Consider the following 16,928-nt stretch of genomic DNA (forward strand, 5'->3'; position numbering starts at 1 on the left):
GCCGTACCGTTGGTGCCGGCGTAGTCGCCAAGATCATCGAGTAATTCGCTCGATTGATCCAGGAAAAAGGGGCTGAAACTTCAGCCCCTTTTTCTGTTTCAGCCGCTAATTGATGCCTGATCGTGTCAGTCTGCATTGCAGTTGACACGGTTGGGTATTATGCATACAATGCGGCTCCTTTTTTTGAAGGTCGGCTAAACAAGTAGCTGCTACGAGTGGAGTTTGGTGCATCATGCAAAGCCAAAAAATTCGAATCCGGTTGAAGGCGTTTGATTATCGCCTGATCGACCAGTCCACGCAGGAGATTGTCGATACCGCTAAGCGGACCGGCGCTCAGGTGCGTGGGCCAATCCCTCTGCCGACGCGGAAGGAAAAGTACACAGTGCTGATTTCTCCGCACGTCAACAAAGACGCGCGCGATCAGTATGAAATTCGTACTCATAAGCGTTTGCTCGACATTGTTGAGCCGACGGAAAAGACAGTAGATGCTTTGATGAAGTTGGACCTGGCAGCAGGTGTAGACGTTCAGATCAGCCTCGGCTAAACCCTACGGGTTAGTCTGTGTAACTGTCATAAGGCCATAGAGGGTGAGAGCCCCGTACACTTAAGAGGTGAAACATGGCAATTGGTATTGTCGGTCGTAAGGCCGGTATGACCCGTATTTTTACGGAAGATGGGCAGGCTCTGCCCGTGACGGTAATTGAGGTTGAACCCAACCGCATTACCCAGCTCAAAACTCTTGAAAGCGATGGTTATCGCGCGGTTCAGGTTACCGTCGGTACTCGTCGTTCCTCTCGTGTGACCAAGAGCGAAGCAGGCCATTATGCCAAAGCCGGTGTTGAAGCTGGTCGCGGTATGTGGGAGTTCCGTCTGGCCGATGGCGAAGGTGAAGACCTTGTGGCCGGCGGCGAGATCACTGCTTCTGTCTTCGAAGACGGTCAGGTTGTTGATGCCACTGGTCAGTCCAAGGGTAAAGGTTTTCAGGGCGGTGTTAAGCGCTGGAACTTCTCCATGCAGGACGCGACTCACGGTAACTCACTGTCTCATCGTGCTCCGGGTTCCATTGGTCAGAACCAGACTCCGGGCAAGGTATTCAAGGGCAAAAAGATGGCGGGCCAGATGGGGAATGCGCAGGTCACTGTGCAGAACCTGAAGATCGTCCGTGTCGACGCCGAGCGCAACCTGCTGCTGGTAAGTGGTGCCGTTCCCGGTGCGACCGGCGGCAACGTTGTCATCAAGCCTGCAGTTAAAGCCTGAGGAGCGGTTCGATGGAATTGACTATTACAGGTAGCGGCAAGGGAATCTCTGTTTCCGACGTCGCATTCGCCAAAGATTTTAACGAGTCGCTGGTTCACCAGGTGGTTACTGCTTATATGGCAGCCGGCCGTCAGGGCACCAAGGCTCAGAAGACGCGTTCAGAAGTCAGTGGTGGTGGTAAGAAGCCCTGGCGTCAGAAGGGCACTGGTCGTGCCCGCGCAGGTACAATCCGCAGCCCGATCTGGCGCTCCGGTGGTGTGACCTTTGCTGCCAAGCCTCGTGACTTTGAGCAGAAGGTTAACCGTAAAATGTACCGCGCAGCGATGCGCTCCATTTTTTCCGAGCTGGTTCGCCAGGAACGCCTGGTTGTGGTTGACGACATGAATGTCGACACCCCGAAGACCAAGGCTTTCAATGCCAAGCTGAAGGATCTCGGTGTGAATAACGCCCTGATTTTGTCCGACAATGTTGAGCAGAATCTGCACCTGGCCGCCCGTAACATTCCGCACGTTGATGTGCGTGACGTTGCCGGCCTGGACCCGGTTAGCCTGGTTGCCTTCGAGAAAGTCGTTGTGACTGTTCCCGCTCTTAAGAAGATCGAGGAGATGCTGGGATGAATCAGGAACGTATTTACAAGGTTCTTCTGGGACCGCACGTATCAGAGAAAGCGTCTCTGGCAGCAGAGCGTGGTCAGGTTGTGTTCCGTGTAGCACCTGATGCCACCAAGCCCGAGATCAAAAAAGCCGTTGAGCAACTGTTCAACGTCACCGTCGAAGGTGTTCAGGTTCTGAACCGTAAGGGTAAGCTCAAGCGTACCATCCGCGGTTTCGGCAAGCGTAATGATCTGCGTAAGGCTTATGTAAAGCTTGCGGAAGGTCAGGACATCGATTTTCTGGATGTGGAATAAGGTAAAGGGGTCGTAATATGCCGATCGTCAAAACCAAGCCAACATCTGCCGGCCGCCGTCACGTTGTAAAGCTCTACAACCCTGATCTGCACAAAGGGCGCCCTTACGAGCCGTTGGTAGAAACTAAGAGTAAATCGGGTGGTCGTAACCATTTTGGTCGCATCACTACCCGTCACGTTGGTGGTGGCCACAAGCAGCACTACCGCGTCATTGACTTCAAGCGGACCAAAGATGGTATTCCGGCGACTATTGAGCGCCTCGAGTATGATCCGAACCGCTCAGCGCACATCGCGCTCCTGAAGTACGCCGATGGCGAGCGTCGTTACATCATCGCTCCCAAAGGCATGCAGATTGGAGACCCTGTGCGTTCCGGTATCGACGCGCCGATCAAGGTGGGCAGTACGCTTCCGCTCCGGAACATTCCGGTCGGTTCCGTAATCCACTGCGTCGAACTCAAGCCTGGCAAAGGTGCTCAGCTGGCTCGCTCCGCGGGCGCATCCGTACAGCTGGTAGCGCGTGAAGGTGCATATGCCACCATCCGCCTGCGCTCAGGTGAAATGCGAAAGGTGCTTGTTGACTGTCGCGCAACGTTGGGTGAAGTGTCCAACAGCGAGCACAGCCTCAAGCAGCTTGGTAAAGCGGGTGCATCACGTTGGCGCGGCAAACGGCCAACAGTACGTGGTGTTGCTATGAACCCAGTTGACCACCCACATGGTGGTGGTGAAGGGCGTACCTCTGGCGGGCGTCACCCGGTTACTCCGTGGGGTGTTCCGACCAAAGGGCATAAGACTCGTAAGAACAAGCGTACTGACAAGATGATAGTACGTCGTCGTTCGGCCAAGTAAACGACTACATAGAGGTAATTGCTGTGCCACGTTCTTTAAAGAAAGGTCCTTTTATAGACCTGCATCTGTTGAAGAAGGTCGAGGCAGCTCTGGAAGCGAACGACAAGCGACCGATCAAGACCTGGTCCCGTCGTTCTACGATCTTCCCAGAGTTCGTAGGCTTGACCATTGCAGTCCACAACGGCAAGCAACACGTGCCGGTTTATGTCACCGAAGATATGGTCGGTCATAAGCTGGGTGAGTTCGCGGCAACGCGTACTTATCGTGGTCATGCGGCCGACAAGAAAGCTAAACGCTGATTGTGAGGGAATAGAAATGGAAGTAGCAGCCAAGTACAAGGGCGCTAACCTCTCAGCTCAGAAAGCACGTCTTGTCGCTGACCAGGTACGCGGCAAAGCTGTTGAGGATGCCCTGAACATTCTGACTTTCAGCCCGAAAAAGGCAGCGGTTGTGATCAAGAAAGCTCTTGAATCCGCCATTGCCAATGCTGAGCACAACGAAGGTCTGGACGTAGATGATCTGCGGGTTTCCACCGTTATGGTGGATGAGGGTCCGACGCTCAAGCGAATCAAAGCTCGAGCCAAGGGGCGCGCTGACCGGATTTTCAAGCGCACCTGCCATATCACCGTCAAGGTCGCCGACAAGTAGGAGATGCTCAGATGGGTCATAAAGTAAATCCAACCGGCATTCGCCTGGGTGTGATCAAAGAGCACAACTCAGTGTGGTATGCCGAAAAGCAGGAATATGCGAACAACCTGTTGAACGATATCCAGGTTCGTGAATTCCTTGACAAGCGTCTGGTTAAGGCGTCTGTCAGCAAGATTGTGATCGAGCGCCCTGCTCAGAACGCCCGTATCACGATCCATACTGCCCGTCCCGGTATTGTTATCGGTAAGAAGGGTGAAGATGTTGATCGTCTGCGTCGCGAAGTCAGCGGCATGATGGGTGTGCCTGTGCACATCAACATCGAAGAAGTCCGCAAGCCGGACCTGGATGCCCGCCTGGTAGCGCAAAACGTTGCCGGCCAGCTGGAGCGTCGTGTGATGTTCCGTCGCGCTATGAAGCGTGCGGTACAGAACGCCATGCGTCAGGGAGCCAAGGGTATCAAGATTCAGGTAGGCGGTCGTCTCGGGGGTGCTGAAATTGCGCGTTCCGAGTGGTATCGCGAAGGTCGTGTACCTCTGCACACTCTGCGTGCAGATATTGATTACGCAACCTACGAAGCGCATACCACTTACGGCGTAATCGGCGTCAAGGTATGGATCTTCAAAGGTGAGATTCTTGGTGGTATGGAGCAGGTCCGTGCTGACAAGAAAGCCTCTGGGAAGAAAGGTTCTAAGTAAAGGGGCACTCTAATGCTGCAACCAAAACGCACCAAATTTCGCAAGGTAATGAAAGGCCGTAACACCGGTCTCGCGCACCGCGCTAACAAGGTGAGCTTCGGTGAATACGGATTGAAGGCGACCAGCCGTGGGCGTATAACTGCGCGCCAGATTGAGGCGGCGCGTCGTACCATGACTCGTCGTATCAAGCGGGGCGGTAAGATCTGGATCCGGGTATTCCCGGACAAGCCGATCACTGGTAAGCCGCTTGAAGTTCGAATGGGTAAAGGTAAGGGTTCTGTCGAGTATTGGGTGGCTGAGATTCAGCCGGGCCGGATGCTGTATGAGATGGAAGGTGTTTCCGAGGAAATCGCTCGTGACGCATTCACTCTTGCTGCGGCCAAATTGCCGGTACAGACCACCTTTGTAACGAGGACGGTGATGTGATGAAAGCAACAGAGCTGCGTGATAAGTCAGTCGAGGAGCTGAACAACGAGCTGATCGACCTCCTGAAGGAGCAGTTCAACCTGCGCATGCGTAAGGCGACAGGTCAGCTGAATCAGTCTCACCTTCTCGGCAATGTGAAGCGCGACATTGCTCGCGTGAAAACAGTATTGAATGAAAAGGCAGGACAGTGACATGACCGAAGCTACCCAAACTGCCAGAACTCTGAGCGGCAAGGTCGTGAGCAACAAGATGGAAAAGTCCATCGTGGTCTTGGTGGAGCGCCAGGTGAAACACCCGCTGTACGGTAAGTACATGAAGCGCTCAACCAAGATTCACGCTCATGATGAGAGCAATCAGTGCAATGTCGGTGACACTGTGACCATTCAGGAAACCCGTCCGGTCTCCAAGACCAAGAGCTGGGCCCTGGTGGAAGTCACCGAACGTGCATCCAAGGTGTAACTCGCCCGGAGAACAACCATGATTCAGACTCAAACAATGCTTGAAGTCGCGGATAACAGCGGTGCGCGTCAGGTGATGTGCATCAAGGTCCTGGGCGGTTCACACAGGCGTTATGCCAGCGTAGGGGATGTCATCAAGGTGACCGTCAAGGAAGCCATCCCCCGCGGTAAAGTGAAGAAAGGCCAGGTCCTGAAAGCTGTCGTTGTACGTACCCGCAAGGGTGTACGTCGTCCCGACGGGTCGCTTATCCGTTTCGACGGAAACGCGGCAGTACTTCTGAACAATCAGGACGCACCGATTGGTACCCGTATCTTCGGACCGGTTACCCGTGAACTGCGTAATGAAAAGTTCATGAAAATTATCTCACTGGCACCCGAAGTACTTTAAGGACCAGAGGCCGGTTATGAAAAAGATCAAACGAGATGACGAAGTAATCGTCACCACGGGGAAAGATAAAGGCAAACGTGGTAAAGTCCTGAAGGTTCAGGACGATGGCCGAGTAATTGTTTCTGGCATCAACATGATGAAGAAGCACACTAAGCCGAACCCGATGCTGGGCACCCCAGGTGGCATCGTCGAAAAAGAAGCACCTATCCAGGCTTCCAACGTGGCTATTTTTAATCCGCAGACCGGCAAAGCCGATCGCGTAGGCTTCCAGATCAAGGAAGACGGCGCTAAAGTGCGGATCTTCAAGTCCACGAACGAAGCTGTCGATAACCAGTAAGCGGTGGTGGTTACGATGCTTAACATGAAAGAGCAGTACAGTAAGGAAGTGGTACCCGCCCTGCAGAAAGAGTTCGGCTACAAGAACATTATGCAGGTGCCGCGTATCGAGAAGATCACCCTGAACATGGGTGTCGGCGAAGCGGTTGGTGACAAGAAGCTGATTGAGAATGCCGTGGCGGATCTTGAGCGCCTGGCAGGTCAGAAAGTGGTTGTCACCAAGGCACGTAAATCCGTCGCGGGCTTCAAAATCCGTGAAGGTTGGCCTATCGGTTGTAAGGTTACCCTGCGTGGCGAGCGTATGTGGGACTTCTTTGATCGCCTGGTTCACATCGCGGTTCCCCGCGTTCGTGACTTCCGTGGTCTGAATCCCAAGTCGTTCGACGGTCGCGGTAACTACAGCATGGGTGTGCGTGAGCAGATCATTTTCCCTGAGATCGAGTACGACAAAGTCGACAAGATCCGTGGTCTGGACATCACCATTACCACCACTGCCGGTACCGACGACGAAGGTCGCGAACTGTTGAAAGCCTTTGGCTTTCCGTTCAAGAAATAAGGAACGAGTGTAATGGCTAAGGTTTCCATGAAGAACCGTGAGCTCAAGCGCGAAAAAACCGTTGCGAAGTTTGCAGCGAAGCGTGCCGAGCTCAAGGCGATTATCAAGAACCCGAATACCAGCGATGAAGAGCGTTGGGACGCACAGATGAAGCTGCAACAGCTTCCTCGTGATGCCAGCCCGTCACGTCTTCGTAATCGTTGCCAGGTGACTGGTCGCCCCCACGGCGTTCTGCGCAAGTTCGAGCTTTCACGGATCAAACTCCGTGAATACGGCATGCGCGGTGACGTTCCGGGTCTGACCAAGGCAAGCTGGTAAGACAGGCACCCTGGCCGTTTGGTCAGGTGCCCGTTGGTAAGCGGTGCGGCAAGCCGCTGCACAACTAAAAAGATCAGGAGCCTCATACCAATGAGTATGCAAGATACGCTTGCGGATATGTTTACACGTATTCGTAATGCACAGATGGCACAGAAGGCCGATGTGGCCATGCCGTCTTCAAAGATGAAGATCTCCGTGGCCCAGGTCCTGAAGGACGAGGGTTACGTTGACGATTTTTCCGTTTCAGCCGACGCGAAGCCCGAGCTGACGATTACTCTGAAGTATTTCGGCGGCAAGCCGGTTATTGAAGAGATCAAACGGGTCAGCCGTCCGAGTCTGCGCCAGTACAAAGGCGCTGGGGAACTGCCGAAAGTATCCGGTGGTCTGGGAGTCGCGATTGTCTCAACGTCCAAGGGCGTTATGACAGACCGCGCCGCACGTGCTGCTGGCGTGGGTGGCGAAGTCATCTGCACCGTATTCTAGGAGAACCACATGTCCAGGGTTGCCAATAATCCTGTCGTGCTGCCTTCCGGTGTTGAGGTTAAGCTGAACGGACAGGAAATCAATGTGAAGGGTTCCAAGGGAGCGCTTCAGTTCACCATTCACCAGGCGGTAGAAGTAAAGCAGGAAGAAGGTGTTCTTCGCTTTGCGGCCCGCGATGGTGCAAAACAGTCCCGCGCTCTTGCTGGTACTACCCGTGCACTGGTCAACAATATGGTGACCGGTGTATCCACAGGCTGGGAGCGTAAGCTCGCGCTGACGGGTGTAGGTTACCGTGCCCAGGCGCAAGGTAAGAAGCTCAACCTGACGCTGGGGTTTTCTCACCCGGTTGAGTATGAGCTGCCCGAGGGGATTACCGCTGAAACTCCGTCTAATACGGAAGTTGTGATTCGCGGAATCGACAAGCAACAGGTTGGCCAGGTCGCTGCAGAAGTCCGCGCATTCCGTCCGCCAGAGCCTTACAAAGGCAAGGGTGTGCGTTATGCGGATGAGCAGGTCAGACGCAAAGAAGCCAAGAAGAAATAAGGCGGGACTATGAGCGCGAATAACGAAAGATTGCGTCGCGCACGCAAAGTGCGCATGAAGATCCGTAAGCTGGGTACTGACCGCCTGTGTGTTCACCGCACGCCGCGTCACATGTATGCCCAGGTTACAACTGCAGATGGCAGCAAAGTTATTGCCACTGCCTCCACGTTGGATAAGGAACTGCGCCAGGGTGCAACCGGTAACGTGGAAGCTGCCAAAAAGGTCGGTCAGTTGATTGCTGAGCGCGCCAAGGCAGCAGGTGTAGAGAGCGTCGCTTTTGACCGCTCCGGTTACCGTTATCACGGCCGCGTTCAGGCTCTGGCCGACGCAGCCCGTGAAGCTGGCTTGCAATTCTAAGAGGTGGAGAAGATGAGCGTTAACGAACAGAAGGCGCCTGAGCTCCAGGAGAAGCTGGTCCAGGTTAATCGTGTCGCCAAGGTTGTTAAAGGTGGCCGTATATTCGCCTTCACCGCACTGACTGTAGTGGGTGATGGTAAAGGTCGCGTTGGTTTTGGTCGTGGCAAGGCGCGTGAAGTGCCGGTCGCTATTCAAAAGGCCATGGAAGCTGCACGTAAAAACATGGTAGAGGTTCCGCTGGACGGCACCACTCTGCAATATGCGGTCAAGGCTCAGCATGGGGGCTCCAAGGTCTACATGCAGCCTGCGTCTGAAGGTACTGGAATCATCGCCGGTGGTGCGATGCGTGCGGTACTGGAAGTTGCCGGTGTTCAGAACGTACTGTCCAAGTGTTACGGGTCTACCAACCCGGTGAACGTGGTACGTTCCACCATCAAGGGTCTCCAGGCGACACAGGCGCCTGAGGATATTGCAGCCAAGCGCGGTAAAACCGTGGAAGAGATTCTGGGTTGAAGTCATGGCGAACGCAAAAACGATCAAAGTTACACTGACCCGCAGCCCAATCGGCTGCCAGCCCAAGCACAAGCTGTGCGTCAAGGGCCTGGGTCTTCGTAAAATCGGTCACACCGTGGAAGTGGAAGATACACCTTCCATTCGCGGCATGATCAACCGGGTTGATTACCTGGTTCGGGTTGAGGAGAACTAAGATGCGTCTGAACGAGCTTAGTCCGGATCCCGGTTCACGTCCTGCAGCCAAGCGCGTAGGTCGCGGTATCGGTAGCGGTCTCGGTAAAACCGGTGGCCGTGGTCACAAGGGTTTGAAATCCCGTTCCGGTGGTAGCGTTGCTCCTGGTTTCGAGGGTGGTCAGCAGCCGTTGGCCCGCCGTCTGCCGAAGTTTGGTTTTACTTCTCGTCAGCAGCGTTATGTGGCTGAGATTCGCCTGAACGAACTGGCGAAGGTAGAGGGTGACGTAGTTGACCTCGAAGCACTCAAGAAAGCAGACATTGTTCGTGAAGAAATTCGCGAAGCCAAGGTTATCCTCTCCGGCGAACTGAGCCGGGCGGTAACTGTCAAAGGTCTGCGAGTGACCAAGGGCGCGCGCGAGGCGATTACTGCCGCGGGTGGAAAAGTCGAAGACTAAGGCGAGTCGAGGACTAAATGGCCAAGACAGCATCATTGCCTGCGGGCGCGGGAAAAGGACTGGCGGAGCTGCGATCGCGGCTCTGGTTTGTCTTCCTGGCATTGTTGGTGTACCGGATCGGTGCCCATATCCCGGTGCCGGGTATTAACCCTGATCGCCTGGCAGCATTGTTCGATCAGAATCAGGGCACAATCCTGAGCCTGTTCAACATGTTTTCCGGTGGTGCGCTTGAGCGCATGAGTATCTTCGCACTCGGTATCATGCCGTACATCTCTGCCTCGATCATCATGCAGCTCATGACTGCGGTCAGTCCGCAGCTTGAGCAGCTGAAGAAAGAGGGTGAGGCTGGTCGTCGTAAGATCAGTCAGTACACGCGGTATGGTACGGTTATCCTGGCCCTGGTTCAGGGCTTTGGTATTTCTGTCGGTCTGGCATCTCAGGGCGTCACCTTTAACGACAGTTTCAGCTTCCACTTTGTGGCGGTTGTTTCCTTCGTCAGTGGTGCTGTCTTCATGATGTGGCTGGGTGAGCAGATCACCGAGCGTGGTGTCGGTAACGGTATATCCCTGCTTATTTTCGCGGGTATCGTTGCTGGCTTGCCCGGTGCTATCGGTCAGACTCTGTCGCAGGCCCGGAATGGTGAGATGAGTCTTCTCGTTGTTCTGGGTATTGGTGTGTTGGCTATTGCCGTGGTTGGCTTCGTGGTGTTCATGGAGCGTGGTCAGCGTCGTCTGACCATTAACTACGCCAAGCGCCAGCAGGGCCGCCGGGTTTTCGCCCAGCAGTCCAGCCATCTGCCGCTGAAGGTCAATATGGCCGGTGTTATTCCGCCCATCTTTGCCTCCTCCATCCTGTTGTTCCCGGCGTCCCTGGGGCAGTGGTTTGGTCAAGGCGAGGGCATGGAGTGGTTGAGTGATGTCTCCCAGGCGCTGGCGCCAAGCCAGCCGCTGTACATCATCCTGTTTGCGGCAGCAGTGGTTTTCTTCTGCTTCTTCTACACAGCGTTGATGTATAACCCGAAAGAAGTTGCGGATAACCTCAAGCGCTCTGGAGCGTTTATTCCGGGCATTCGTCCCGGTGATCAGACGGCCAAGTATATTGATGGCGTTCTGACCCGGCTGACTCTGTTCGGTGCAATGTACATTGCAGCAGTTTCCCTGTTCCCTCAGTTTCTGATGGTGGCCGGGAATGTACCGTTCTATCTGGGTGGTACGTCACTGCTGATTGTTGTAGTCGTGGTGATGGATTTCATGGCGCAGGTTCAGTCGCACCTGATGTCTCATCAGTATGAATCGCTGATGAAGAAGTCCAATCTCAAGGGCTATGGTCGGAACGGTTAAAACCGTTCCCCTTGAAAACTGGAGTCGACAATGAAAGTACGCGCTTCGGTAAAGAAAATTTGCCGTAACTGCAAAGTAATTCGTCGCAATGGCTCGGTACGAGTCATTTGCTCGGAGCCTCGTCACAAGCAGCGCCAGGGCTGATTCCTTCGGGAAGCCTTCCTGACATTGCAGGGTTTCGGAATGATAGCGCTTGACTCTGAACAGGGTCAGGCGCTATCATTTCGCGCCCTTTTTGTGGCGGAAAATTCACACAGCAAAGCTTTGAACGCGGAGTAATTTGGATGGCACGTATAGCCGGTGTCAATATACCCGATAACAAACATGCTGTTATCTCGCTGACCTACATCTTCGGTGTTGGCAAGACAACAGCCCAAAAGCTTTGCGATGCAACCGGCGTTAAGCCGGACGTCAAGGTCAAAGACCTGTCCGACGAGCAACTTGAATCGCTTCGTACCGAAGTGGGCAAGGTGTCTGTCGAAGGCGATCTGCGTCGTGAAGTACAGATGAACATCAAGCGTTTGAAGGATCTCGGATGTCACCGTGGTCTGCGTCATCGTCATGGCCTTCCGGTCCGTGGCCAGCGCACCAAGACCAACGCCCGCACCCGTAAAGGTCCTCGCAAACCTATTCGTAAGTAACAGGTAGGCAAACATGGCAAAGCCAGGTACACGTACCCGTAAAAAGGTGAAAAAGACGGTTGTTGATGGCGTCGCGCACATTCACGCGTCCTTCAACAACACTATCGTGACCATTTCTGACCGTCAGGGCAACGTCCTGTCCTGGGCTACCTCTGGTGGTTCCGGTTTCCGTGGGTCACGCAAGAGTACACCTTTTGCTGCGCAGGTAGCAGCTGAAAGAGCCGGTAATGCGGCTGCTGAATACGGCCTTAAAAACCTGGACGTAGAGGTTAAGGGTCCTGGGCCCGGACGTGAATCCGCAGTTCGCGCGCTTAATGCGTGTGGCTACAAGATCACTAACATCACTGATGTGACGCCGATTCCCCATAACGGTTGTCGTCCGCCCAAAAAGCGCCGCGTCTAACACAGGAGACAGTGAAAAATGGCTCGTTATATAGGCCCTAAGTGCAAGCTGTCTCGTCGTGAAGGGACAGATCTTTTTCTGAAGAGCGGTGTTCGCGCGCTCGATTCCAAGTGCAACATCGAGACTCCGCCGGGTATGCACGGCGCGCGTCGCGGTCGTCTGTCCGAGTACGGCGTACAGCTTCGTGAAAAACAGAAAGTCCGTCGTATTTACGGTGTGCTCGAGAAGCAGTTCCGTAACTACTACAAAGAGGCGGCCCGCATCAAAGGTGCAACGGGTGAAAACCTGCTGCAACTGCTGGAAGGGCGTCTCGACAACGTTGTATATCGCATGGGTTTTGGTTCTACCCGTGCTGAATCCCGTCAGCTCGTTTCTCACAAAGCGATCCTGGTCAACGACAAGGTAGTGAACATTCCTTCCTACCAGGTCAAGCCGGGTGATGTTGTGAGCGTGCGTGAAAAGGCAAAAAACCAGCTCCGCGTTAAAGGCGCGCTGGATCTTTCTGCAAGCCGCGCACCGGTGAGCTGGGTAGAGGTCGACGCCAGCAAGATGTCCGGCGTTTACAAGTCAGTACCAGAGCGTACTGAACTGCCGGCCGACATCAACGAGAACCTCATCGTCGAGCTTTACTCGAAGTAAAGCCCAGTTAGCAACGAGAGCAGATAGGGGCGTCTATGCAGCGTTCAGTACATGAGTTATTGACACCTCGTACCATTGACGTGAAGGAATCAAGCGCCACGCGTGCCAAGGTGACACTGGAGCCTCTGGAAAGAGGTTTCGGCCATACCCTGGGCAGCGCACTGCGTCGTATACTCTTGTCCTCAATGCCGGGCTGTGCGATCACTGAAGCACAGATTGACGGCGTTCTGCATGAGTACAGCGCAATCGAGGGTGTCCAGGAAGACGTCATCGAGATTCTTCTGAATCTCAAGGGCGTAGCTGTCAAGATGGGCAGTCGGGATGAAGCTGAGGTTACACTCAGCAAGAAAGGCCCGGGTGCTGTCACAGCCGGAGATATCAAGCTGGATCATGATGTCGAGATCACTAACCCGGATCATGTGATCTGTCACCTCAGTGAAAAGGGTGAAGTGAACATGCGTCTGAAGGTTGCTCGTGGTCGCGGCTATGAGCCTGCCGATCAGCGGGGTCTGGACGAGGACGAAACTCGCGCTATCGGACGCCTGCAGCTGGATGCGACTTTCAGTCCGGTTCGTCGTGTTGCTTATGCCGTGGAAAGTGCACGGGTAGAGCAGCGTACTGACCTGGACAAGCTGGTTATTGATCTGGAAACCAATGGTACTATCGATCCGGAAGAAGCGATTCGCCGGGCGGCAACCATTCTCCAGCAGCAACTGGCGGTGTTTGTCGATTTCGATCATGAGAAAGAGCCTGAGCGCGTTGAGGAAGAGGAAGAAATTGATCCGATTCTGCTGCGTCCGGTGGATGATCTGGAATTGACTGTGCGTTCAGCGAACTGCTTGAAGGCTGAGAACATCTACTACATCGGCGATCTGATCCAGCGCACAGAAGTTGAGCTGCTGAAGACGCCTAACCTTGGTAAAAAGTCGCTCACCGAGATCAAGGACGTACTCGCGTCCCGCGGTCTGTCACTGGGTATGCGTCTTGATAACTGGCCGCCGGCGAGCCTCCGTGGCGACGACCGGGTACTGGGCGGTTAATCGCCGATTAGTTTAAGGTAAGGAATAAGAGCAATGCGTCATCGTAAGAGTGGTCGTAAGTTCAGCAGGACCAGTGCGCATCGCAAGGCCATGTTCCGTAACATGACTGCGTCACTGGTTGAACACGAGCTGATCAAGACAACGCTGCCGAAAGCCAAAGAGCTTCGTCGTGTAGCTGAGCCTTTGATCACGCTCTCCAAGAATGATTCGGTCGCGAATCGTCGTCTGGCGTTTTCTCGCCTGCGCAACGATGCTGCGGTTGCCAAGCTCTTTGATGAGCTGGGTCCCCGCTATAGCGAGCGTCCGGGTGGTTACCTTCGTATCCTGAAGTGCGGCTTCCGTGCCGGCGACAATGCCCCGATGGCATTCGTCGAGCTGGTTGGCCGTCCGCTGGATATCGAAGCGGAAGAGGTGGACGACAACGAAGAGTAATTTCTTCGGAGTTGTCCAGAAAAAAGCCGGGGGGATACCTCCGGCTTTTTTTTGGTCTGAAGAAATGTCTTGGACCGTAGTGCGTGTGAGTGGCCTGCTTATTGGCGGGCTGGGCCTGGGGCGGGATGTCTTTTCTTATGGAAAAAGAACTCGCTGCGCTCAGACACCTTTGTTCCGTCAGAAAAGACATCCCGCCCCAGCCCCGTCGGGGCTATACAGATATGGCCTCTTTTATTTCTCTAGCATAGGTTTCATATAGTGTCCCGTGTGGGATCTTGCGTTCTGGGCGACCTGTTCGGGAGTACCTTCAGCGATGATCTGGCCGCCGCCAGAGCCACCTTCTGGGCCAAGATCGACAATCCAGTCTGCTGTCTTGATGACGTCCAGGTTGTGTTCGATCACTACGATGGTGTTGCCGTGGTCGCGCAGGCGTTGCAGCACGTTCAGCAGCTGTTGGATGTCGTAGAAATGGAGACCTGTGGTGGGCTCGTCGAGGATGTAGAGCGTTTTGCCGGTGTCCCGCTTGGACAGTTCTTTCGCCAGTTTGACCCGCTGGGCTTCGCCGCCGGACAGGGTGACTGCGCTCTGGCCCAGGCGGATGTAGGAAAGCCCAACATCGATCAGGGTCTGTAGCTTGCGGGCAATGAAGGGGACCGGGTCAAAGAATTCCCGGCCTTCCTCGACGGTCATTTCCAGCACTTCGTGGACGTTCTTGCCCTTGTAGCGAACTTCCAGTGTTTCCCGGTTGTAGCGCTTGCCCTTACAGACGTCGCAGGGTACGTACACGTCCGGGAGGAAATGCATCTCGACTTTAATCACCCCGTCGCCCTGGCAGGCCTCGCAGCGGCCGCCCTTGACGTTAAAGCTGAAGCGGCCGGGTTTATAGCCGCGGGAGCGTGCTTCCTGGGTGCCGGCAAAGAGTTCCCGGATTGGCGTGAACAGTCCGGTATAGGTGGCCGGGTTTGAGCGTGGTGTGCGACCGATCGGGCTCTGGTCGATATCGATGACTTTGTCCAGGTTATCCAGCCCCTTGAGCTTCTCATAGGGGGCGTGAGTCAGGCTGGTCGCCTTGTTCAGCTTGGCGGCGGCCACCGGGTAAAGTGTCCCGTTGATCAGGGTGGACTTACCGGAACCGGACACGCCGGTTATGCACGTCATGATGCCGAGTGGAATGCTAAGCGTGACGTTCTGCAGGTTGTTACCGCTGGCGCCCGAGAGGATAAGCTGCTTGCCGCTTCCGGTATTTCTGGTTGGGGGGATGGCAATCTCGCGGGTGCCATTCAGGTATTGCCCGGTGAGGGAATTCTTGTTGGCAATGATGTCCTCGGGGGTTCCCTGGGCAATGATTTCGCCGCCGTGAACGCCGGCGCCGGGTCCAATGTCGATCACATGGTCGGCTGCACGAATGGCGTCTTCGTCATGCTCCACGACGATCACAGTATTGCCGAGGTCCCGGAGGTGGGTGAGTGTGGCCAGCAGGCGATCGTTGTCTCGTTGATGTAGGCCAATAGATGGCTCATCGAGGATGTACATCACACCGACCAGGCCCGCGCCAATCTGGCTGGCCAGGCGTATACGTTGGGCTTCGCCGCCGGACAGGGTATCGGCGCTGCGTTCCAGCGTGAGGTATTCCAGGCCGACGTTAACCAGGAACTGTAGCCGCTGACGGACTTCCTTGAGGATCTTTTCGGCGATTTCGCCCTTTCGACCAGGCAGGGCCAGGGTTTCGAAGTAGTCGTGAGCCTCGCCCACAGGAAGGTGAGTCACGTCGGAAATATTGTGGTTTTCGACGAACACATGGCGCGCACCACGCCGCAGTCGTGAGCCGTGACAGTCCTTGCAGGGTTGCGTGCTCAGGTTGCGGGCGAGCTCCTCCCGCATGCTCTGGGATTCGGTTTCCCGGTAGCGGCGCTCAAGGTTGGGCAGGATGCCTTCAAACGGATGGGCCTTTTCCATGATGTGGCCGCGGGAATTTACGTAGCGGAAGGGGATATCCTCGGTACCTGATCCGTATAGCAGCGTCTGGCGGAAATCCTCGGGTAAATCCACCCACGGCGTTTCCATGTCGACGTCATAGTGTTCGGCGACGCTGGTGAGCATCTGGAAATAATAGACCGCGCGTCGATCCCAGCCCTTGATGGCGCCCGCCGCCAGATTGGCCTCAGGATGTTGGACGATTTTCTCGGGGTCGAAAAATTGTTTCACGCCCAGGCCGTCACAGGTCGGACAGGCGCCGGCCGGATTGTTGAAGGAAAAAAGTCGGGGCTCCAGTTCGCTGAGGGAATAGCCGCACAGGGTGCAGGCATAGCGTGCAGAGAACGTATGCTCTTCGCCTTCGCCGCTCATGGGTGCAACCAGTGCAATGCCATCGGCCAGAGCCAGTGCGGTTTCGAAGCTTTCCGCCAGACGTTGTTCCAGGCCGGGCTTTACCTTGAAGCGGTCAACGACCACGTCGATCTGGTGTTTGCGTTTTTTGTCCAGTGTCGGCAGGTCATCGATGTCATACACGGTGCCGTCGATGCGCAGTCTGATGAAGCCCTGGCTGCGCATGGTCTCCACGACATGGAGGTGTTCGCCCTTGCGATCGCGGATAACCGGGGCAAGGATCATCAGCTTGCTGTCCTCGGGCATTGCCAGAACCTGGTCGACCATCTGGCTGACGGTCTGGGCCTCCAGGGGCTGGCCGTGGTCGGGACAGCGGGGTTCGCCCGCGCGGGCGAACAGTAATCGCAGATAATCGTAAATCTCGGTGATGGTGCCCACGGTGGAACGGGGGTTGTGGGAGGTGGATTTCTGCTCAATGGAAATTGCCGGCGACAGACCCTCAATGTGGTCCACATCTGGCTTTTCCATCATTGAGAGGAACTGGCGTGCGTAGGTGGAGAGGGACTCCACATAGCGGCGTTGTCCCTCCGCATAAAGCGTGTCGAAGGCAAGGGACGATTTACCGGAGCCGGACAGGCCGGTAATTACGATCAGCTTGTCCCTCGGCATATCCAGGTCGATGTTCTTCAGGTTGTGGGTCCGCGCCCCTTTGATCTGGATATGATCCATAACACCTCGCTCGAAGAAAA

Annotated in this window: 29 protein-coding genes; 28 read left to right on the forward strand and 1 reads right to left on the reverse strand. The window is 55.1% G+C overall.

The features are described 5' to 3' along the window. The first annotated feature begins 232 nt into the window (after positions 1-232). The 28 genes from rpsJ (at position 233) to rplQ (ending at position 13,854) form a co-directional block, all read left to right on the forward strand. Entirely contained in the window at positions 233-544 is a 312-nt protein-coding gene (gene rpsJ, locus MARLIPOL_RS17875; protein WP_004580743.1) for a 30S ribosomal protein S10, read from the forward strand. Positions 545-618: 74 nt separating this feature from the next. Next, a complete protein-coding gene (gene rplC, locus MARLIPOL_RS17880) occupies positions 619-1,257 on the forward strand; it encodes a 50S ribosomal protein L3 (protein ID WP_012139765.1) in 639 nt (212 codons plus the stop codon). A gap of 11 nt (positions 1,258-1,268) precedes the next feature. After that, positions 1,269-1,874, forward strand: coding sequence for a 50S ribosomal protein L4 (rplD, locus tag MARLIPOL_RS17885; protein WP_012139766.1), 606 nt, complete (start codon positions 1,269-1,271; stop codon positions 1,872-1,874). Then, positions 1,871-2,164, forward strand: coding sequence for a 50S ribosomal protein L23 (gene rplW, locus MARLIPOL_RS17890; RefSeq protein WP_012139767.1), 294 nt, complete (start codon positions 1,871-1,873; stop codon positions 2,162-2,164). Before rplD ends, rplW begins: the two co-directional genes overlap by 4 nt. Positions 2,165-2,181: 17 nt before the next feature. After that, the gene (gene rplB / locus MARLIPOL_RS17895) at positions 2,182-3,009 is read left to right on the forward strand and encodes a 50S ribosomal protein L2 (RefSeq protein WP_012139769.1); all 828 of its coding nucleotides are present in this window, start codon (positions 2,182-2,184) and stop codon (positions 3,007-3,009) included. Positions 3,010-3,032: 23 nt separating this feature from the next. Beyond that, positions 3,033-3,308, forward strand: coding sequence for a 30S ribosomal protein S19 (rpsS, locus tag MARLIPOL_RS17900; protein WP_012139770.1), 276 nt, complete (start codon positions 3,033-3,035; stop codon positions 3,306-3,308). 16 nt (positions 3,309-3,324) lie between these two features. Next, a complete protein-coding gene (rplV, locus tag MARLIPOL_RS17905) occupies positions 3,325-3,657 on the forward strand; it encodes a 50S ribosomal protein L22 (protein ID WP_012139771.1) in 333 nt (110 codons plus the stop codon). Between the two features lie 11 nt (positions 3,658-3,668). Then, positions 3,669-4,352, forward strand: coding sequence for a 30S ribosomal protein S3 (gene rpsC / locus MARLIPOL_RS17910; RefSeq protein ID WP_012139772.1), 684 nt, complete (start codon positions 3,669-3,671; stop codon positions 4,350-4,352). A gap of 12 nt (positions 4,353-4,364) precedes the next feature. Beyond that, on the forward strand, positions 4,365-4,778 hold the full coding sequence (gene rplP, locus MARLIPOL_RS17915) for a 50S ribosomal protein L16 (protein ID WP_008174875.1): 414 nt from the start codon (positions 4,365-4,367) through the stop codon (positions 4,776-4,778). Continuing rightward, positions 4,778-4,969 carry a 50S ribosomal protein L29 gene (gene rpmC, locus MARLIPOL_RS17920; RefSeq protein ID WP_012139773.1) on the forward strand — a complete coding sequence of 64 codons (192 nt, stop codon included), beginning with the start codon at positions 4,778-4,780 and terminating at the stop codon, positions 4,967-4,969. Before rplP ends, rpmC begins: the two co-directional genes overlap by 1 nt. A 1-nt stretch (position 4,970) precedes the next feature. Further along, positions 4,971-5,237, forward strand: coding sequence for a 30S ribosomal protein S17 (gene rpsQ / locus MARLIPOL_RS17925; protein WP_012139774.1), 267 nt, complete (start codon positions 4,971-4,973; stop codon positions 5,235-5,237). Positions 5,238-5,255: 18 nt separating this feature from the next. Beyond that, positions 5,256-5,624 carry a 50S ribosomal protein L14 gene (rplN, locus tag MARLIPOL_RS17930; RefSeq protein WP_012139776.1) on the forward strand — a complete coding sequence of 123 codons (369 nt, stop codon included), beginning with the start codon at positions 5,256-5,258 and terminating at the stop codon, positions 5,622-5,624. Between the two features lie 16 nt (positions 5,625-5,640). Further along, entirely contained in the window at positions 5,641-5,961 is a 321-nt protein-coding gene (rplX, locus tag MARLIPOL_RS17935) for a 50S ribosomal protein L24 (RefSeq protein WP_012139777.1), read from the forward strand. A 15-nt stretch (positions 5,962-5,976) separates the two neighbouring features. Further along, positions 5,977-6,516 (forward strand): 50S ribosomal protein L5, encoded by a 540-nt coding sequence (gene rplE / locus MARLIPOL_RS17940; protein WP_012139778.1) that lies wholly within the window; start codon positions 5,977-5,979, stop codon positions 6,514-6,516. 12 nt (positions 6,517-6,528) lie between these two features. Further along, the gene (rpsN, locus tag MARLIPOL_RS17945; protein WP_012139779.1) at positions 6,529-6,834 is read left to right on the forward strand and encodes a 30S ribosomal protein S14; all 306 of its coding nucleotides are present in this window, start codon (positions 6,529-6,531) and stop codon (positions 6,832-6,834) included. Between the two features lie 90 nt (positions 6,835-6,924). Beyond that, positions 6,925-7,317, forward strand: a complete 393-nt coding sequence (gene rpsH, locus MARLIPOL_RS17950; RefSeq protein WP_012139780.1) for a 30S ribosomal protein S8 — start codon at positions 6,925-6,927, stop codon at positions 7,315-7,317. A gap of 9 nt (positions 7,318-7,326) precedes the next feature. Continuing rightward, positions 7,327-7,860, forward strand: coding sequence for a 50S ribosomal protein L6 (rplF, locus tag MARLIPOL_RS17955; RefSeq protein WP_012139781.1), 534 nt, complete (start codon positions 7,327-7,329; stop codon positions 7,858-7,860). Between the two features lie 9 nt (positions 7,861-7,869). After that, positions 7,870-8,217 (forward strand): 50S ribosomal protein L18, encoded by a 348-nt coding sequence (gene rplR, locus MARLIPOL_RS17960; protein ID WP_012139782.1) that lies wholly within the window; start codon positions 7,870-7,872, stop codon positions 8,215-8,217. Between the two features lie 12 nt (positions 8,218-8,229). Beyond that, on the forward strand, positions 8,230-8,730 hold the full coding sequence (gene rpsE, locus MARLIPOL_RS17965) for a 30S ribosomal protein S5 (protein WP_012139784.1): 501 nt from the start codon (positions 8,230-8,232) through the stop codon (positions 8,728-8,730). 4 nt (positions 8,731-8,734) lie between these two features. Further along, positions 8,735-8,923 carry a 50S ribosomal protein L30 gene (rpmD, locus tag MARLIPOL_RS17970; protein ID WP_012139786.1) on the forward strand — a complete coding sequence of 63 codons (189 nt, stop codon included), beginning with the start codon at positions 8,735-8,737 and terminating at the stop codon, positions 8,921-8,923. Between the two features lies 1 nt (position 8,924). Continuing rightward, positions 8,925-9,359 carry a 50S ribosomal protein L15 gene (gene rplO / locus MARLIPOL_RS17975; RefSeq protein WP_012139787.1) on the forward strand — a complete coding sequence of 145 codons (435 nt, stop codon included), beginning with the start codon at positions 8,925-8,927 and terminating at the stop codon, positions 9,357-9,359. 17 nt (positions 9,360-9,376) lie between these two features. After that, positions 9,377-10,699 (forward strand): preprotein translocase subunit SecY, encoded by a 1,323-nt coding sequence (secY, locus tag MARLIPOL_RS17980; RefSeq protein WP_012139788.1) that lies wholly within the window; start codon positions 9,377-9,379, stop codon positions 10,697-10,699. A 30-nt stretch (positions 10,700-10,729) separates the two neighbouring features. Continuing rightward, positions 10,730-10,843, forward strand: coding sequence for a 50S ribosomal protein L36 (gene rpmJ / locus MARLIPOL_RS18485; RefSeq protein WP_008174902.1), 114 nt, complete (start codon positions 10,730-10,732; stop codon positions 10,841-10,843). 140 nt (positions 10,844-10,983) lie between these two features. Then, positions 10,984-11,340 (forward strand): 30S ribosomal protein S13, encoded by a 357-nt coding sequence (gene rpsM, locus MARLIPOL_RS17985; RefSeq protein ID WP_012139789.1) that lies wholly within the window; start codon positions 10,984-10,986, stop codon positions 11,338-11,340. Positions 11,341-11,353: 13 nt separating this feature from the next. Further along, positions 11,354-11,743: a 30S ribosomal protein S11 gene (gene rpsK, locus MARLIPOL_RS17990; protein ID WP_007153992.1), complete on the forward strand. Its 390-nt coding sequence runs from the start codon at positions 11,354-11,356 to the stop codon at positions 11,741-11,743. Between the two features lie 18 nt (positions 11,744-11,761). Continuing rightward, positions 11,762-12,382: a 30S ribosomal protein S4 gene (gene rpsD / locus MARLIPOL_RS17995; RefSeq protein ID WP_012139791.1), complete on the forward strand. Its 621-nt coding sequence runs from the start codon at positions 11,762-11,764 to the stop codon at positions 12,380-12,382. 35 nt (positions 12,383-12,417) lie between these two features. Beyond that, the gene (locus MARLIPOL_RS18000) at positions 12,418-13,422 is read left to right on the forward strand and encodes a DNA-directed RNA polymerase subunit alpha (protein WP_012139792.1); all 1,005 of its coding nucleotides are present in this window, start codon (positions 12,418-12,420) and stop codon (positions 13,420-13,422) included. Between the two features lie 33 nt (positions 13,423-13,455). Next, positions 13,456-13,854 (forward strand): 50S ribosomal protein L17, encoded by a 399-nt coding sequence (rplQ, locus tag MARLIPOL_RS18005; protein ID WP_012139793.1) that lies wholly within the window; start codon positions 13,456-13,458, stop codon positions 13,852-13,854. Positions 13,855-14,085: 231 nt separating this feature from the next. Here rplQ and uvrA read toward each other — a convergent pair whose 3' ends face one another. Next, positions 14,086-16,908 carry an excinuclease ABC subunit UvrA gene (uvrA, locus tag MARLIPOL_RS18010; RefSeq protein ID WP_012139794.1) on the reverse strand — a complete coding sequence of 941 codons (2,823 nt, stop codon included), beginning with the start codon at positions 16,906-16,908 and terminating at the stop codon, positions 14,086-14,088. Positions 16,909-16,928: the final 20 nt, after the last annotated feature.

It is taken from the genome of Marinobacter lipolyticus SM19, assembly GCF_000397065.2.
GTDB classification, from domain to species: domain Bacteria; phylum Pseudomonadota; class Gammaproteobacteria; order Pseudomonadales; family Oleiphilaceae; genus Marinobacter; species Marinobacter lipolyticus.